The 12,788-nt window shown below is 68.9% G+C and carries 13 protein-coding genes; 8 read left to right on the plus strand and 5 right to left on the minus strand.

Annotated features, from left to right (window positions below; all coding sequences use genetic code 11):
• Window positions 1-42 precede the first annotated feature (42 nt).
• The gene (locus Q8Q88_RS01805) at window positions 43-438 is read left to right on the plus strand and encodes a VanZ family protein (protein WP_305673488.1); all 396 of its coding nucleotides are present in this window, start codon (window positions 43-45) and stop codon (window positions 436-438) included.
• On the opposite strand, the gene Q8Q88_RS01810 is transcribed toward Q8Q88_RS01805, so the two are convergent.
• Together Q8Q88_RS01810 and Q8Q88_RS01815 are read right to left on the minus strand one after the other, a co-directional pair.
• Window positions 435-1,337, minus strand: a complete 903-nt coding sequence (locus Q8Q88_RS01810) for a cobalamin biosynthesis protein CbiG (RefSeq protein WP_305673489.1) — start codon at window positions 1,335-1,337, stop codon at window positions 435-437. The genes Q8Q88_RS01805 and Q8Q88_RS01810 overlap by 4 nt on opposite strands.
• An 86-nt stretch (window positions 1,338-1,423) precedes the next feature.
• Window positions 1,424-2,425 carry an NADP-dependent oxidoreductase gene (locus Q8Q88_RS01815; protein WP_305673490.1) on the minus strand — a complete coding sequence of 334 codons (1,002 nt, stop codon included), beginning with the start codon at window positions 2,423-2,425 and terminating at the stop codon, window positions 1,424-1,426.
• 120 nt (window positions 2,426-2,545) lie between these two features.
• Here Q8Q88_RS01815 and Q8Q88_RS01820 point away from each other — a divergent pair, with 120 nt between their 5' ends.
• From Q8Q88_RS01820 to Q8Q88_RS01850, 7 genes are all read left to right on the plus strand, one after another.
• Window positions 2,546-3,472: a Gfo/Idh/MocA family protein gene (locus Q8Q88_RS01820; RefSeq protein ID WP_305673491.1), complete on the plus strand. Its 927-nt coding sequence runs from the start codon at window positions 2,546-2,548 to the stop codon at window positions 3,470-3,472.
• Between the two features lie 39 nt (window positions 3,473-3,511).
• Window positions 3,512-3,991 (plus strand): glutathione peroxidase, encoded by a 480-nt coding sequence (locus tag Q8Q88_RS01825; RefSeq protein ID WP_305673492.1) that lies wholly within the window; start codon window positions 3,512-3,514, stop codon window positions 3,989-3,991.
• A 30-nt stretch (window positions 3,992-4,021) separates the two neighbouring features.
• The gene (locus Q8Q88_RS01830) at window positions 4,022-4,315 is read left to right on the plus strand and encodes a hypothetical protein (RefSeq protein ID WP_305673493.1); all 294 of its coding nucleotides are present in this window, start codon (window positions 4,022-4,024) and stop codon (window positions 4,313-4,315) included.
• 197 nt (window positions 4,316-4,512) lie between these two features.
• Window positions 4,513-6,909: a TonB-dependent siderophore receptor gene (locus tag Q8Q88_RS01835; protein ID WP_305673494.1), complete on the plus strand. Its 2,397-nt coding sequence runs from the start codon at window positions 4,513-4,515 to the stop codon at window positions 6,907-6,909.
• 10 nt (window positions 6,910-6,919) lie between these two features.
• Window positions 6,920-8,155, plus strand: coding sequence for an aminotransferase class V-fold PLP-dependent enzyme (locus tag Q8Q88_RS01840; protein WP_305673495.1), 1,236 nt, complete (start codon window positions 6,920-6,922; stop codon window positions 8,153-8,155).
• A gap of 157 nt (window positions 8,156-8,312) precedes the next feature.
• Window positions 8,313-10,049 (plus strand): dihydroxy-acid dehydratase, encoded by a 1,737-nt coding sequence (ilvD, locus tag Q8Q88_RS01845; protein ID WP_305673496.1) that lies wholly within the window; start codon window positions 8,313-8,315, stop codon window positions 10,047-10,049.
• Window positions 10,050-10,051: 2 nt separating this feature from the next.
• Window positions 10,052-10,735, plus strand: coding sequence for an aspartate/glutamate racemase family protein (locus Q8Q88_RS01850; protein WP_305673497.1), 684 nt, complete (start codon window positions 10,052-10,054; stop codon window positions 10,733-10,735).
• Here the strand turns inward: Q8Q88_RS01850 and Q8Q88_RS01855 are convergent.
• Genes Q8Q88_RS01855 through Q8Q88_RS01865 form a run of 3 tightly spaced genes read right to left on the minus strand, consistent with a single transcriptional unit; the run spans window position 10,732 to window position 12,783 of the window.
• On the minus strand, window positions 10,732-11,424 hold the full coding sequence (locus Q8Q88_RS01855; RefSeq protein ID WP_305673498.1) for an NnrU family protein: 693 nt from the start codon (window positions 11,422-11,424) through the stop codon (window positions 10,732-10,734). The two genes, Q8Q88_RS01850 and Q8Q88_RS01855, sit on opposite strands and share 4 nt — an antisense overlap.
• A gap of 51 nt (window positions 11,425-11,475) precedes the next feature.
• Window positions 11,476-12,147, minus strand: a complete 672-nt coding sequence (locus tag Q8Q88_RS01860; RefSeq protein ID WP_305673499.1) for a hypothetical protein — start codon at window positions 12,145-12,147, stop codon at window positions 11,476-11,478.
• A gap of 39 nt (window positions 12,148-12,186) precedes the next feature.
• Window positions 12,187-12,783, minus strand: a complete 597-nt coding sequence (locus Q8Q88_RS01865) for a DUF4126 domain-containing protein (protein ID WP_305673500.1) — start codon at window positions 12,781-12,783, stop codon at window positions 12,187-12,189.
• Window positions 12,784-12,788 lie beyond the last annotated feature (5 nt).

Below are 12,788 nucleotides of genomic sequence, written 5' to 3' on the forward strand. Positions count from 1 at the left end.
GCATTTGACGAAGGATTCACCGCGGTCTGTCAGGACTGGGCCATGGTCCCGTCCACGCAGAACGCCGCCCGGTTCCTCCTGATCGCCGCCGGCCTGATCTGCGCCGTCGGTATGATCGGCCCGTTCCAGGGCGTGGAGAAGGCCTTCGTGCCCGCCGACAAGGCGGCGCACTTCATCGCCTTCTATGGCCTGACCGCCCTGATGATGGCCGCCTTCCGCAAGAACCGCCGGCTGGAGATCGCGCTCTCGGCCGCCCTGCTGGGCGGCTCGATCGAGATCGCGCAGATGGTCGTGGGCCGCGGTGTCAGCCTAAGCGATCTGGCCGCCGATGCGGCCGGCGCCTTCGCGGTCTGGACGCCCATGTGGCTGCAGTCCTTGCGCAGCGGGCCCTACGAGGAGCGTCGGGCGCAGGCGGCGAAAGCCGCCGAGATCGCCTAGGCTTCCACGCCCAGGATCCAGCCTTCTTCCTGCTCCGCATCCAGCACCACGTCGGCCGCGGCGGTCTTGCCCGGCCCGAAGGCCGCCGCCAACTTGCCCGCCTCGTCCAGCTTGGCGAAATGCTCGGCGGTCACCCGCACCTGGGCCTGGTCCTTGACCTCGCCGGGCGCCGGCTGGGCCTTATAAAGCGACGGATAGACCTCGGCGACCACCACCTCGACCCCGGCCAGGTCGGCCTCGGTGAGGGGCTTGAAGCCGGTCTCGAAGGGCCAGGCGCGCAGCGCGTCGCCGCGGGCGAGCTTCAGGCGGCGGACCGCCGGGATGCCCAGGATCGCCTGACCGCCCACTGAGCCGTTGTAATAGAGCTTCCAGATCGACGAGGCGCCCTTGGCGGCAAGGTCGGCCCGGCGGAACTCCGGCAGATCATCTGGGCCATGGGCCTTGGTGCGCTTGGGCTGCAGGGTGGTGAGCGCGTCCTTGGGCGGGCAGCCCCAGAACGGGAAAGGCCCGCCGGTCAGGCGCCGGTTGATTTCCGAGCCCACGCCGAAGCGGTTGTTGGTGTTGTCGGCCTTGTCCTTGACCATCTTGTCGAGCTGGTCCCAGACCGCGCGCCAGGGAAGCTCGCCCGGCAGCTTCAGGCCGGCGGCCAGGCCGCGCGGGAAGCCCAGCGGGAAGTCGAAGCCCACCAGGGCGCGCTCGCCGCGCTTCCTCAGGTCGTCGAGGATCTCGGCCAGCTTCTTCTCGGCCTCGGCGCGGGTGGCCGGGTTGTGGCTCTCATAGGCCAGGCGGAAGCGCACATCGCGCTTCATCACCCCGATCCAGACGGAATCCGCCCCCGTGGACGGCTTGGCCGCCGCGCTCCAGTCGACGATCACATAGGCGCTGAAGAGACGGGACACTTGAGAAGCTCCGGGGAGGATACCCCGGGCTTGTAGCGGCTCGCTCCCGGCGGGCCAACGCCGGAAGCGGCCGTAGCCAAAGGAAACTAGGAGAGCTTGACCAGCATCTTGCCGAAGTTCTCGCCGGAGAAGAGCGCCAGGAAGGCGTCGGGGGCCTTCTCGATGCCCTCCATTACGGTCTCGCGCCACTTGATCTTGCCCGCGGCGTGCCAGTCGGCGAGCTCCTTGTGGAAGGCCGGCTGCAGGTCGTAGTGGCTGGAGACGATGAAGCCCTCCATGCGGAGCTGCTTGCCCACGGTCAGGAAGATGTTGGAAGGGCCGGGCGGGGGCGTGGCTTCGTTGTACATCGAGATCATGCCGCACATGGCGAAGCGGGCCTTGAGGTTGGCGGAGTTGAGCGCCGCCACCAGATGGTCGCCGCCGACATTCTCGAAATAGACGTCGATGCCCTCCGGCGCGGCGCGCTCCAGGGCCGCCACGATGGGCTCGGCCTTGTAGTCGATGGCAACGTCGACCCCCAGCTCGTCGCGCAGGAAGGCGGTCTTCGCAGGCCCGCCGGCCGAGCCGATCACCTTGTGGCCCTTGAGCTTGGCGATCTGGCAGACCACCGAGCCGACGGCGCCGGCGGCGGCCGAGACGAACACCACATCGCCCTCCTTCAGGGCCGCGACCCGCAGCAGGCCGGCATAGGCGGTCATGCCGGGCATGCCGGCGACGCCCAGGAAGGCCTGGACCGGCAGGCCGAAGGTGTCGAGCTTCTGGACCGCGGCGGCCGGGGCGTTGAAGGCCTCGCGCCAGCCGAAGAAGCTCTGCACGAGGTCGCCCGGCTTGAAGGCCGGATCGTTGGAGGCGATCACCTCGCCGGTGGCGCCGCCCTGCATGGCCTCGCCCAGGGCGAAGGGCGGGGTGTAGCTCTTGGCGTCGTTCATGCGCCCACGCATGTAGGGATCCACCGTCATCCAGGTGTTGCGCACCTGGACCTCGCCGGGGCCCGGATCGGGCAGGGTGATCGTGGTCAGTTCAAAGTTGTCGGCGGTCGGTAGGCCGACGGGGCGGCTCTTCAGGCGGATCTCGCGCGAGGTCGTCATGGGGGGCGTCTCCTTACACCGTAAGCGGCGTTCAAACGGATGTTTAAGACAAAGCGCCGTGTGGCGTCGACCCACAACGGCGTGTTAGGCGCGCAGCGAGCGATTTTCGGAGCTGAGTCCATGGCTGAACCCCTGCGAGGCGGCGTCATCGGCGCCGGCGTGTTCGGCGGCCACCATGCACGCAAGTATGCCGGGGCGCCGGGGGCGGTGCTGTCGGCGGTGCTGGACACCCACCATCCGGACCGGGCCGCGGCCATCGCCGTGCCCCTGGGCGGGCGGGCCTTCTACAAGCTGGACGAGTTCCTGGAGGCGGTGGATGTGGTCACCATAGCCTCGCCGGCCAGCGTCCACGCCGAGGGCGCGCTGGCGGCGCTCGCCGCCGGCAAGCCGATCTATGTGGAAAAGCCCCTGGCGGTCAGCCTGGCCGACGCTGACAAGATCATCGCCGAGGCGGCCAAGCGGAAACTGGTCATCGCCTGCGGCCACCAGGAGCGGGTGGTGTTCCAGGCCATGGGCCTGTTCGACATCCCCGAGCAACCCTTGAGGCTCGAGTCCGTGCGCCACGGCATGCCCTCGGAGCGCAGCCTGGACGTCTCGGTGGTGCTGGACCTGATGATCCACGACCTGGACCTGGCCCTGTCGCTGTCGGCCGCCCAGCCCATGGCGGTGGAGGGCGCTGGCAAGGTCGACTTCTCCGGCGGCTGGGACCGGGCCCGCGCCGAGGTCAGTTTCGACGACGGCTTCACGGCGCTCTTCGACTCCTCGCGCATGGAGCTGGCGCGCAAGCGGACCATGAAGCTGGTCTATCCGTCGGGCGAGGTGGAGATCGACTTCGTCACCCGGGCCTTCCGCAACACGACGGGCTATCCGCTAAATCCCGACTATGCCGACACCCCGGCGGTGAAGGACACCCTGGCCACCAGCGTCGAGGGCTTCCTGGCCGCCGTGCGGGGCCAGGCGCCTCGCCCCATCGTGACGGCGGAGGAGGCGGCCAGGGCGCTCGATCTGGCGCTCGCCGTCGAACAGGCGTTGGAGGACGCAAGGTAAGGGCGCTAGGCTGGCGAAAACCTCGGGAGGAGCCTCGCCATGGCCCAAGACGCCTACGATTTCTCGTTCAATTCCATCGATGGCGCGCCGCTGCCCCTGACCAGCTTCAAGGACAAGGTGGTCCTGGTGGTGAACACCGCCTCCAAATGCGGCCTGACCCCGCAATACGAGGGCCTGGAAAAGCTCTATTCCGAATACAAGGACAAGGGGCTGGTGGTGCTGGGCGTGCCCAGCAACCAGTTCGCCGGTCAGGAACCGGGCACGGACGCCGAGATCGCCGACTTCTGCATGACCAACTTCTCGGTCGACTTCCCGATGACCAGCAAGACCGACGTGAAGGGCGACGAGGCCCATCCGTTCTACAAGTGGGCCAAGGACACCCTCGGCGAACCCGCCGAACCGGTCTGGAACTTCCACAAGCTGCTGGTCGGCAAGGACGGCAAGCTGATCCGCGCCTTCGGCCCGCGAACCGAACCCCTGGACAACGAACTCACCGGGGCGATCGAGGCGGCGCTCTAAGGCGTCGACGTGGCCGTGGACTTGGGATCGATGTTTTGGATCTTGGTGATCGCGCCGATGTTTATCGGATCAATCGCGACGTTTCGGTGGGGCTCTAGAGGGTTGCTCGCGGCGCTAGCCGCCGGCCCGGCGATAGGGTTGGGCCTTGGTGTCTACGTCTTCATCCATGAGATCAGGCATCCGCCAAAGGTCATTCCGTACTCAGGGCCGGTGCTTCCCTTCATGTTGATCGCCATTCCAGGTTTTGTGATCGGCGGCGTGGGTGGCGGCGTCGGCTTGGTCGTTCGCGCATTGTCCCGGCGCGGGAGCAAGGCGGCGCACTAAGGCTTCACCTACTCAACCCAACGAAGCTCAATCCCGCTTCGGCCCGCGAACCGAACCCCTGGACAACGAACTCACCGGGGCGATCGAGGCGGCGCTGTAGGGCGACACCCGCGCTGAAACTTCATCGGAGCTTTGCAACACCGTCACCTGCCTAGTCCAGAGCCACGCCTTCGAGAAAATCAGGGTTCGAGGGCGTCATGTGGTTTGCGGGTTTCAAGCGTCGGCTTTGGGCGACGGCGGCCGTTTCGATCCTGGGTATGGCTGTGGCCGGCTCGGCCGCGGCTGAGGACGGCGTCGTTGACGAGGTGATCGTGACCGGCACCCGCGACACGACGCGGACCCAGTTCACGACCCTGGCCCCCGTCGATGTGCTGTCGGAGGAGGCGATCAGGGCCTCGGTGTCCAGCCAACTGGGCGACAGCCTCGCCCAGCTCGTCCCGTCGTTCAACGTCCAGAAGCTGCCGACCTCCGACGGCCTGCAGTTCGTTCGCCCGGCGACGCTGCGCAACCTCTCGCCCGACGAAACCCTGGTCCTGCTGAACGGCAAGCGCTTTCACCGCTCGGCGTTCCTGGGGTCGCGGGGATCGCAGGCGCCGGATCTGGCGCAGATCCCGACCCTCGCGATCCGGCGCATCGAGGTCCTGCGCGACGGCGCCTCGGCGCAGTACGGCTCCGACGCCATCGCCGGGGTCATAAACATCATCCTCAACGACCAGCCGGGCTTCTCCGCCTTCGGCCAGGGCGGGCAGTATTACGAAGGCGACGGCCGGAGCTATCGACTGGGCGCCCGCGCGGGCTTTGCGATCGGCGAGGGCGGGCATGTCTCGGCCACCGCCGAGTGGTCAAAGGCCGACGCCACCTCGCGCACCCGCCAGCGTCCCGACGCCATCGCCTTCCAGGCCGCCAACCCGACCGTCAAGATCGACAACCCGGTCCAGCGCTGGGGTAACCCCGACCTGGAAACCTATCACTTGGCCCTCGACGCGGCACTGCCGGTAGGCGCCATGGGCGAGGTCTATGGCTTCGCGACCTACGCCGAGACGGACGGGGTCAACGACATCAACTGGCGCAATCCGGCGACCAACCCGGCGATCTTCAAGACGACGCCGATTTTTCCCGGATTCGACCTGAAGACGATCTATCCGGGCGGCTTCACGCCGCACGAGGGCATCGAGGCCAAGGACTACCAGGCCGTGGGCGGCCTTCGGCAGAGCGCCGGCGAGCGGTTCACCTGGGACCTCAGCGCCTCCTACGGCCGCAATCAGAGCGGCTTCTTCCTTGAGAATTCGATCAACGCCTCGCTGGGTCCCAACAGCCCGACCGCCTTCGACCTCGGCCGCCTGATCCAGCGAGAGTTCAACCTGAACGCCGACGCCGTCTATCGGCTGGAGATCGCCGGGCTCCCCGAGCCGGTCAATGTCGCCTTCGGCGCGGAACGCCGCTTGGAAACCTTCAAGATCGAGACGGGCGATCCGGCGTCCTATGCGGTCGGGCCCGGCGCCGCGGCGGGCCTGGCCCCAAATTCGAATGGCTTCCCCGGGTACAATCCCCAGCAGGCCGGCGAGTGGGAGCAGGAGAGCTATGCTGGCTATGTCGACATCGAAAGCCAGCTCACGGAGCAATGGTCGCTGGGCGGCGCCCTGCGCTATGAGGACTTCTCCGAGTTCGGCGACACTCTGGACGGCAAGCTCGCGACACGCTTCGCATTCACGCCCGACCTGGCTGTCCGCGCCTCCTATTCGACCGGCTTCCGGGCGCCGACGCCGGGCCAGCTCAATTCTACCAGCACCTCGCAGGGACTGGACACCGTCACGCTCCAGCTGTTCACCGCCGGACGCCTGTCGCCGCTGAACCCCGTGGCCGCCTTCCTGGGCGCCAAGCCTCTGCAGCCCGAGGAGTCCGAAACCCTCACCGGCGGCCTGGTCTGGCGCACGGATTTCGGCTTCTCCGGCTCGATCGACGCCTACCAGATCGACGTCACCAAGCGCTTCAGCACCTCGCCCTCGATCACCGTGACGCCGGCCATTCGAGCCCAGCTCGTGGCCCTGGGCGTCTCGGGCGCCTCGGCCTTCACTTCGGTGAGTTGGTTCACCAACGATTTCGACACCCGCACGCGCGGGATCGATGTGGTCGGCTCCTATCGACGGGAGGTGGGCGCGGGCCGGCTCGACCTGACCGCGGCCTACAATTTCAACGAAACGACGGTGACCTCAGGCTCAATCGCCGCCAGCGCCACCCAGAAGCGACTGTTCGAGGAGGCCCGCCCGAAGCAGAACCTCACCGGCTCGGCGACCTACGCTATCGGCCCGGTCGAACTGCTGGGCCGCGTTCGCTACTACGGCAAGTGGACGGACTCCACCGGCAACGCCACCGGCGACATCTTCCAGGCGTTCGGCGGCGTCACCCTGGTCGACCTGGCGGTGACCTATCGCGCCAATGAGAACATCTCGATCCGCATGGGCGCGGAGAACGTGTTCGACGCCTATCCCGACGAGGCGGTGTTCCAGGCGAGCCGCGGCCTGGTCTATTCCCGCAACGCTCCCTACGACACCAATGGCGGGCAGTACTATCTGCGGGTGGACGCGAGCTTCTAGGGAGGGCGGCGTGACCGGCTTCACGCGAAGGGGGCTGATGGGCGCCGGGCTGGCCTTGGGGCCGGTCGCGGCCGCCGCGGCCGATGGAGATCCCTGGGCCAAGGTCGCCGCCCAGTTCGACGTCACCCGCGAGGTCGTCCAGCTGGAGAACGGCAACTGGGGCATGATGGCCCGACCGGTCCTGGAGGCCTATGGCCGTCACCAGGAGATGGTCAATCGGCGCACCTCGTACTATTCGCGCCGGCTGTACGGCCCGAATCTGGAGCGGGTCCGCGACCGGGTCGCGGCCTCACTGGGCGTCGACAAGGCCGAGATCGCCTTCACTCGCGGCGCGACCGAGGCCTTGCAAGCGCTGATCGGCGGCTACAACCGGCTGCGGCCGGGAGACGCCGTGCTTTATGCCGACCTCGACTATGACAGCATGCAATCGGCCATGCGGTGGCTGAAAGCGCGCCGGGGCGTCCAGCCGATCGCCATCGGCCTGCCGGAGCCGGCCACTCATCAGGGCCTGATCGACGCCTACGCCAAGGCGCTGGCCGACAATCCGCGTATCCGCCTCATCCTGCTGACCCAGGTCAGCCACCGGACGGGTCTGGTGGCGCCGGTCGCCGAGATCGTCGCCATGGCGCGGGCGCGCGGCGTCGACGCCATCGTCGACAGCGCCCACGCCTGGGGACAGCTTGATTTCAAACTTCCGGACCTCGGCGCCGACTTCGTCGGCCTGAACGCCCACAAATGGATCGGCGCGCCGGTGGGCGTGGGGGTGCTCTACATCCGCCAAGGCCGGGCCGTGGACATCGACCCCTATATGGGTAGCGCCGACTATCCCGAGGGGGACGTGCGCGACCGGATCCACTCCGGCACGGCGAACTTCGCCGCCTTCCTGGCGGTCGCCGATGCGCTCGACTTCCATGAGCAGGTCGGCGTAGGCGCCAAGGCTGCTCGGCTCGCCCAACTGCGCGCCCGCTGGACCGATCCCCTGCGCGAGGCTGGCGGTATCGAAATCCTGACGCCGCCTGATCCGCGGCTGGCGAGCGCGATTGGCGCGGTTCGACTGCGCGGCCGATCGAGCCCCGCGGAAAATGCACAGCTCGCGCGGACGCTGCTGGACCGGTTCGGCATCTTCACCGTCGCGCGCACGGGCCTGGCCAGCGGCGCCTGCGTGCGGGTCACGCCGGCGATTTTCACCAGGGACACCGACATCGACCGCCTGGTCGCGGCGCTTCGGACGCTCGGGGCGTCCTAGGCGCGCACGAAAGGATATTGTCGTGGCGCCCCGTCTCGCCACCGCGACGTGCGGTAGGGCCGCTCATATGGTCGTCATTTGAGGAAGTCTTGCCCCAACCCTTGGCGCCGCCAGCCTCCGCCGTTAGGGAAGACGCCTCTTCGTTGGAGGCGTCGTCATGACCAGGAAGCCGGACGGGACTTGGGACAAGTCAAACCTGCCCAGCCGTCACGTGACCGAGGGGCCCGCGCGGGCGCCGCACCGGTCCTATTATTACGCCATGGGCCTGGGCAGCCGTGAGATCGCCCAGCCGTTCGTGGGCGTAGCCTCCTGCTGGAACGAAGCCGCCCCCTGCAACACCGCCCTGATGCGCCAGGCCCATGCGGTCAGCGTCGGCGTCAAGAACGCCGGCGGCACGCCGCGCGAGTTCTGCACCATCACCGTCACCGACGGCATCGCCATGGGCCATGAGGGCATGCGCTCGTCCCTGGTCAGCCGAGACTTGATCGCCGACTCCGTCGAGCTGACCATGCGCGGCCACGGCTATGACGCCCTGGTGGGCCTGGCCGGCTGCGACAAGAGCCTGCCGGGCATGATGATGGCCATGCTGCGGCTCAACGTGCCCAGCGTGTTCCTCTATGGCGGCTCGATCCTGCCGGGCTCCTGGCAGGGCCGGGACGTCACCGTGGTCGACGTCTTCGAGGGCGTCGGCATGCACTCGGCCGGCAAGATGAGCCTGGACGACCTGTGCTCGCTGGAACAGCACGCCTGTCCGTCCGACGGGGCCTGCGGCGGCCAGTTCACCGCCAACACCATGGCCTGCGTGTCGGAGGCTATCGGCCTGGCCCTGCCGCTGTCGGCCTCGCTGCCGGCGCCTTACCTGAACCGCGACGAATACGCCGTGGCCTCGGGCGAGGCGGTCATGCGGCTGATCGAGACCCAGCTTCGTCCCCGCGACATCGTCACCCGCAAGTCGTTCGAGAACGCCGCCGTCGTGGTGGCGGCCACCGGCGGCTCGACCAATGGCGGCCTGCACCTGCCGGCCATGGCCCATGAGTGCGGGATCGAGTTCACCCTGCGCGACTTCGCCGAGATCGCCCAGCGCACCCCCTACATCGCCGACCTCAAGCCCGGCGGCCGCTTCGTGGCCAAGGACATGGGCGAGGCGGGCGGTATGCCCATGCTGCTGAAGACCTTGCTGGAGAACGGCCACATCCACGGCGACTGCATGACGGTGACCGGCAAGACCCTCGCCGAGAACCTCAAGGACGTGAAGTGGCGCGACGACCAGGTGGTCATCCGCAAGGCCTCCGAACCACTGTCGCCGACGGGCGGCGTGGTCGGACTGTGGGGCTCGCTCGCCCCCGACGGCGCCATCGTCAAGGTGGCCGGCATGACCAGCCACCGCAGCCATCGCGGCCCGGCCCGGGTGTTCGACGGGGAACAGGCCTGTTTCGACGCGGTCGAGGCCGGCGACTACCAGGACGGCGACGTCCTGGTCATTCGCTATGAGGGAGCCCGCGGCGGACCGGGCATGCGCGAGATGCTGTCGACCACGGCGGCGATCTCCGGCCAGGGCCGCGGCGACAAGGTGGCCCTGGTCACCGACGGCCGCTTCTCCGGCGGCACGCGTGGCCTCTGCGTCGGCCATGTGGGTCCCGAAGCCCAGATGGGCGGCCCGATCGGCCTGGTGAAGGACGGCGACATCATCGCCATCGACGCCGACGCCGGAACCATCGAACTGGAAGTCGACGTCGCCGAGCTGGAGCTTCGCCGCAAGGATTGGAAGCCGCGCGTGACCAACTACCAGTCCGGCGCGCTCTGGAAGTACGCCCAGATCGTGGGGCCCGCCCACCTGGGTGCGCTCACCCATCCGGGGGCGGCGGCCGAGACCCACGTCTACGCGGACCTCTGACCATGCGCACGCTCGGCCTTCTGGGCGGGATGAGCGCGGAGTCGACCACGACCTACTACCAGGCGCTGAACGGGGGGGTGCGCGAGCGGCTGGGCGGCCTGCATTCGGCGCAGCTCGTGCTCTGGTCGGTGGACTTCGCGCCCATCGCCGCGATGCAGGCCGAGGGCGACTGGGACGGGGCGGGCGCGGCGCTGGCCGAGGCCGCCGCGCGCCTGGAAGGCGCCGGGGCCGAGGCGATCCTGCTGTGCACCAACACCATGCACAAGGTGGCGCCAGCCATCGAGGCGCGGGTGGGGATACCGCTGATCCATATCGGCGACGCCACGGCCCTGGCGGTGCGAGCCAGGGGCTGTTCGCGGCCGCTGCTGCTGGCCACCCGCTTCACCATGGAGCAGGACTTCTACAAGGACCGCCTGCACGGCCACGGCGTGGGGGCCCTGGTCCCGGACCAGGCCGACCGCGACCGCCTGCACACCATCATCTATGACGAGCTTTGCCAGGGCGTGGTGGATCCAGGGTCCAAGCGCGAAGCCCTGGCGATGATCGCCAAGGCGCAGGGCGCCGACAGCGTCATCTTCGGCTGCACCGAGGTCGGGCTGCTGTTGTCGCAGGCGGATATCGCGCTGCCGGTGATCGACTCGACCCTGGTCCACGTCGAGGCCGGCGTCGATTTCATGCTAGGCTAGGGAAGCGCCGCCACGCCGAACATATAGGGGTGGCCCCAGACCAGGGCGGCCCAGATGGCGACCGCCAGCAGGATGCGCCACCAGCCGATCTCGCCGAGCTTCAGGGACTGCTTGCCCGCCAGGATCGCGGCGAACGGGACGTTGGAGGTCTGGGCCGCGAACCCGTCCCAGGTGGCGCCCAGGGCCCGCTTGCGCTTGGCGTCGATACTGGAGGTCCCGAACAGCGCCAGGACCAGCATCGACCCGAACAGCACCAGGCTCGCCCGGTCGCCATTGACCAGCAGATGGCCCAGCGCCCAGATCGCCACGCCCCACAGGAACGGATGGCGGGTGATGCGCAGCATGCCCTTCACGACGTCGGGCCGCTCCAGCGCCCCCTCCTGGCGTACGCCGGTGGGGTTGGGGGTGGTCAGGCCCGGGACGATGAGCAGCATGGCCAGGAGCTGCAGGCCGAGCTGGATGTGGCGGGTGACCGGCGTGACCTGCCAGTAGGCGGCGTTGCCGGGGTCGGCGCGCGCCGCGGCGAAGGCGAAGCCCAGCCAAGTCAGGCCGGCGATCGAGGCTAGGGCGAAGAGGCCCGTATAGGGGCCTTGCCCGATGGCGCCGGTGATCGCGTCGCGTACGCGAGTGCCGGACACAAGCAGGTGCAGCAGGACGAAGAACGCCGCGGCGGCGAGCAGACTGGTCATGGGCGAGGCCTCCCCAGGTGTGGCGGAGCCTGCGCTAGGGGTGGCGAGCCGTCAACGACGCTCGGGATCGGGCTCGTCGTCCTCGTCGAAGGGCGGTTCGTCGTCGTCGAAGTCGTCCGGTTCCGGCGCCCAGGGCGGCACGGCGGGCGGCGGCGGGGGCGCGGCGACAGCCACGACAGGCTCCGGCGCGCGGGGCGCATTGGGTCGGCGTAGGATCGCCTCAGCGCGGGCGAGCCAGCGGTTGGCCTCCTGGATCGCCTCGGCTGGGGTCGAGGGTTTGCGTCTGAGCTCGTCGCCGGCCATCCAGAGGTCGAGCTCGAAATCGGCGTGGTTCGGGTCGTCGAAGATCAGCCGCAGGGTGACCCGCGAGGCTTCCGAGGCCAGATGATCCAGAGCCTTGCGCGGCTCGCCGCGGAAGGCGCGGGCCACCACCTCGCCGTCGACAATGATCTCAACCCCTACCAGCTCGTAGATCCGGTAGACCAGGCACCAGGCGCCGCTGTCCCAGGCCACGGCCGCCAGGCCCGAGGTGAAGCTGAACCCCGCGCCCTTGCCGCGCCCGCGGGCGACGACCACCGCCTCGGGCGGGCTCTTGAGCACGTTGCGCAGGGCGCGCCGCACGCGGCGGCCCTCGTCCATGTACCAGATGACCGCCGATCCCAGCAGCGTCACGGCCACGCCTACGAGCGCCAGCAGCAGCAAAAGCCGGGGGAGTTCATCCATGCCGGCACGCTAGCGGGGTTTGCTAGCCGGGCTCAAGCCTTAGCCGTTAGGCGCGATCCAGCGCCGCAGGGCGGCCAGCATCCGCCAGCCGACGATCAGCAGCACGACCGCGACGACCGCTAGCACCGCGGCCACGCCGACGGCCGCGGTGGGATGGGTCAGGACCAACCACAGGCCGCCGAGGCTCGCCACGTCCTCGGCGGTGCTGACCGCGATGTTGCTGAACGGCTCGGGACTGGCGTTCACCGCCGCCCGCGCGCCGGCCTTGGCGCCGTGGCTGAGCAGGGCCGCTCCGCCCCCTAGCAGGAAGACCGCCACCTGCCAGGCGGGATCGGAGGCGTCCACCACCGCCAGGGCCAGCAGCGCGCCGCCCAGCGGCCGGATCAGCGTGTGGACCCCGTCCCAGAGGGTGTCGAGCCACATGACCTTGTCGGCGAACAGCTCGGCGATCGCGCCGAGGGCGGCGACGCCGATCACCCAAGGGTTGGCCAGGACGTCCAGGGCCGCGATCTTGTCGGGCAGGTCCAGCAGGCCGACCCGCATGGCGATCCCGACAGCGACGACGCAGGCATAGAGCCGCCAGCCGGCCAGAAGGCTGAGGCTCGCCGCGACGCCCATCAGTTCGATCGCGCCCACGGGCG

The sequence above is a fragment of the Phenylobacterium sp. genome (assembly GCF_030697925.1).
In the GTDB taxonomy this organism is placed as follows: domain Bacteria; phylum Pseudomonadota; class Alphaproteobacteria; order Caulobacterales; family Caulobacteraceae; genus Phenylobacterium.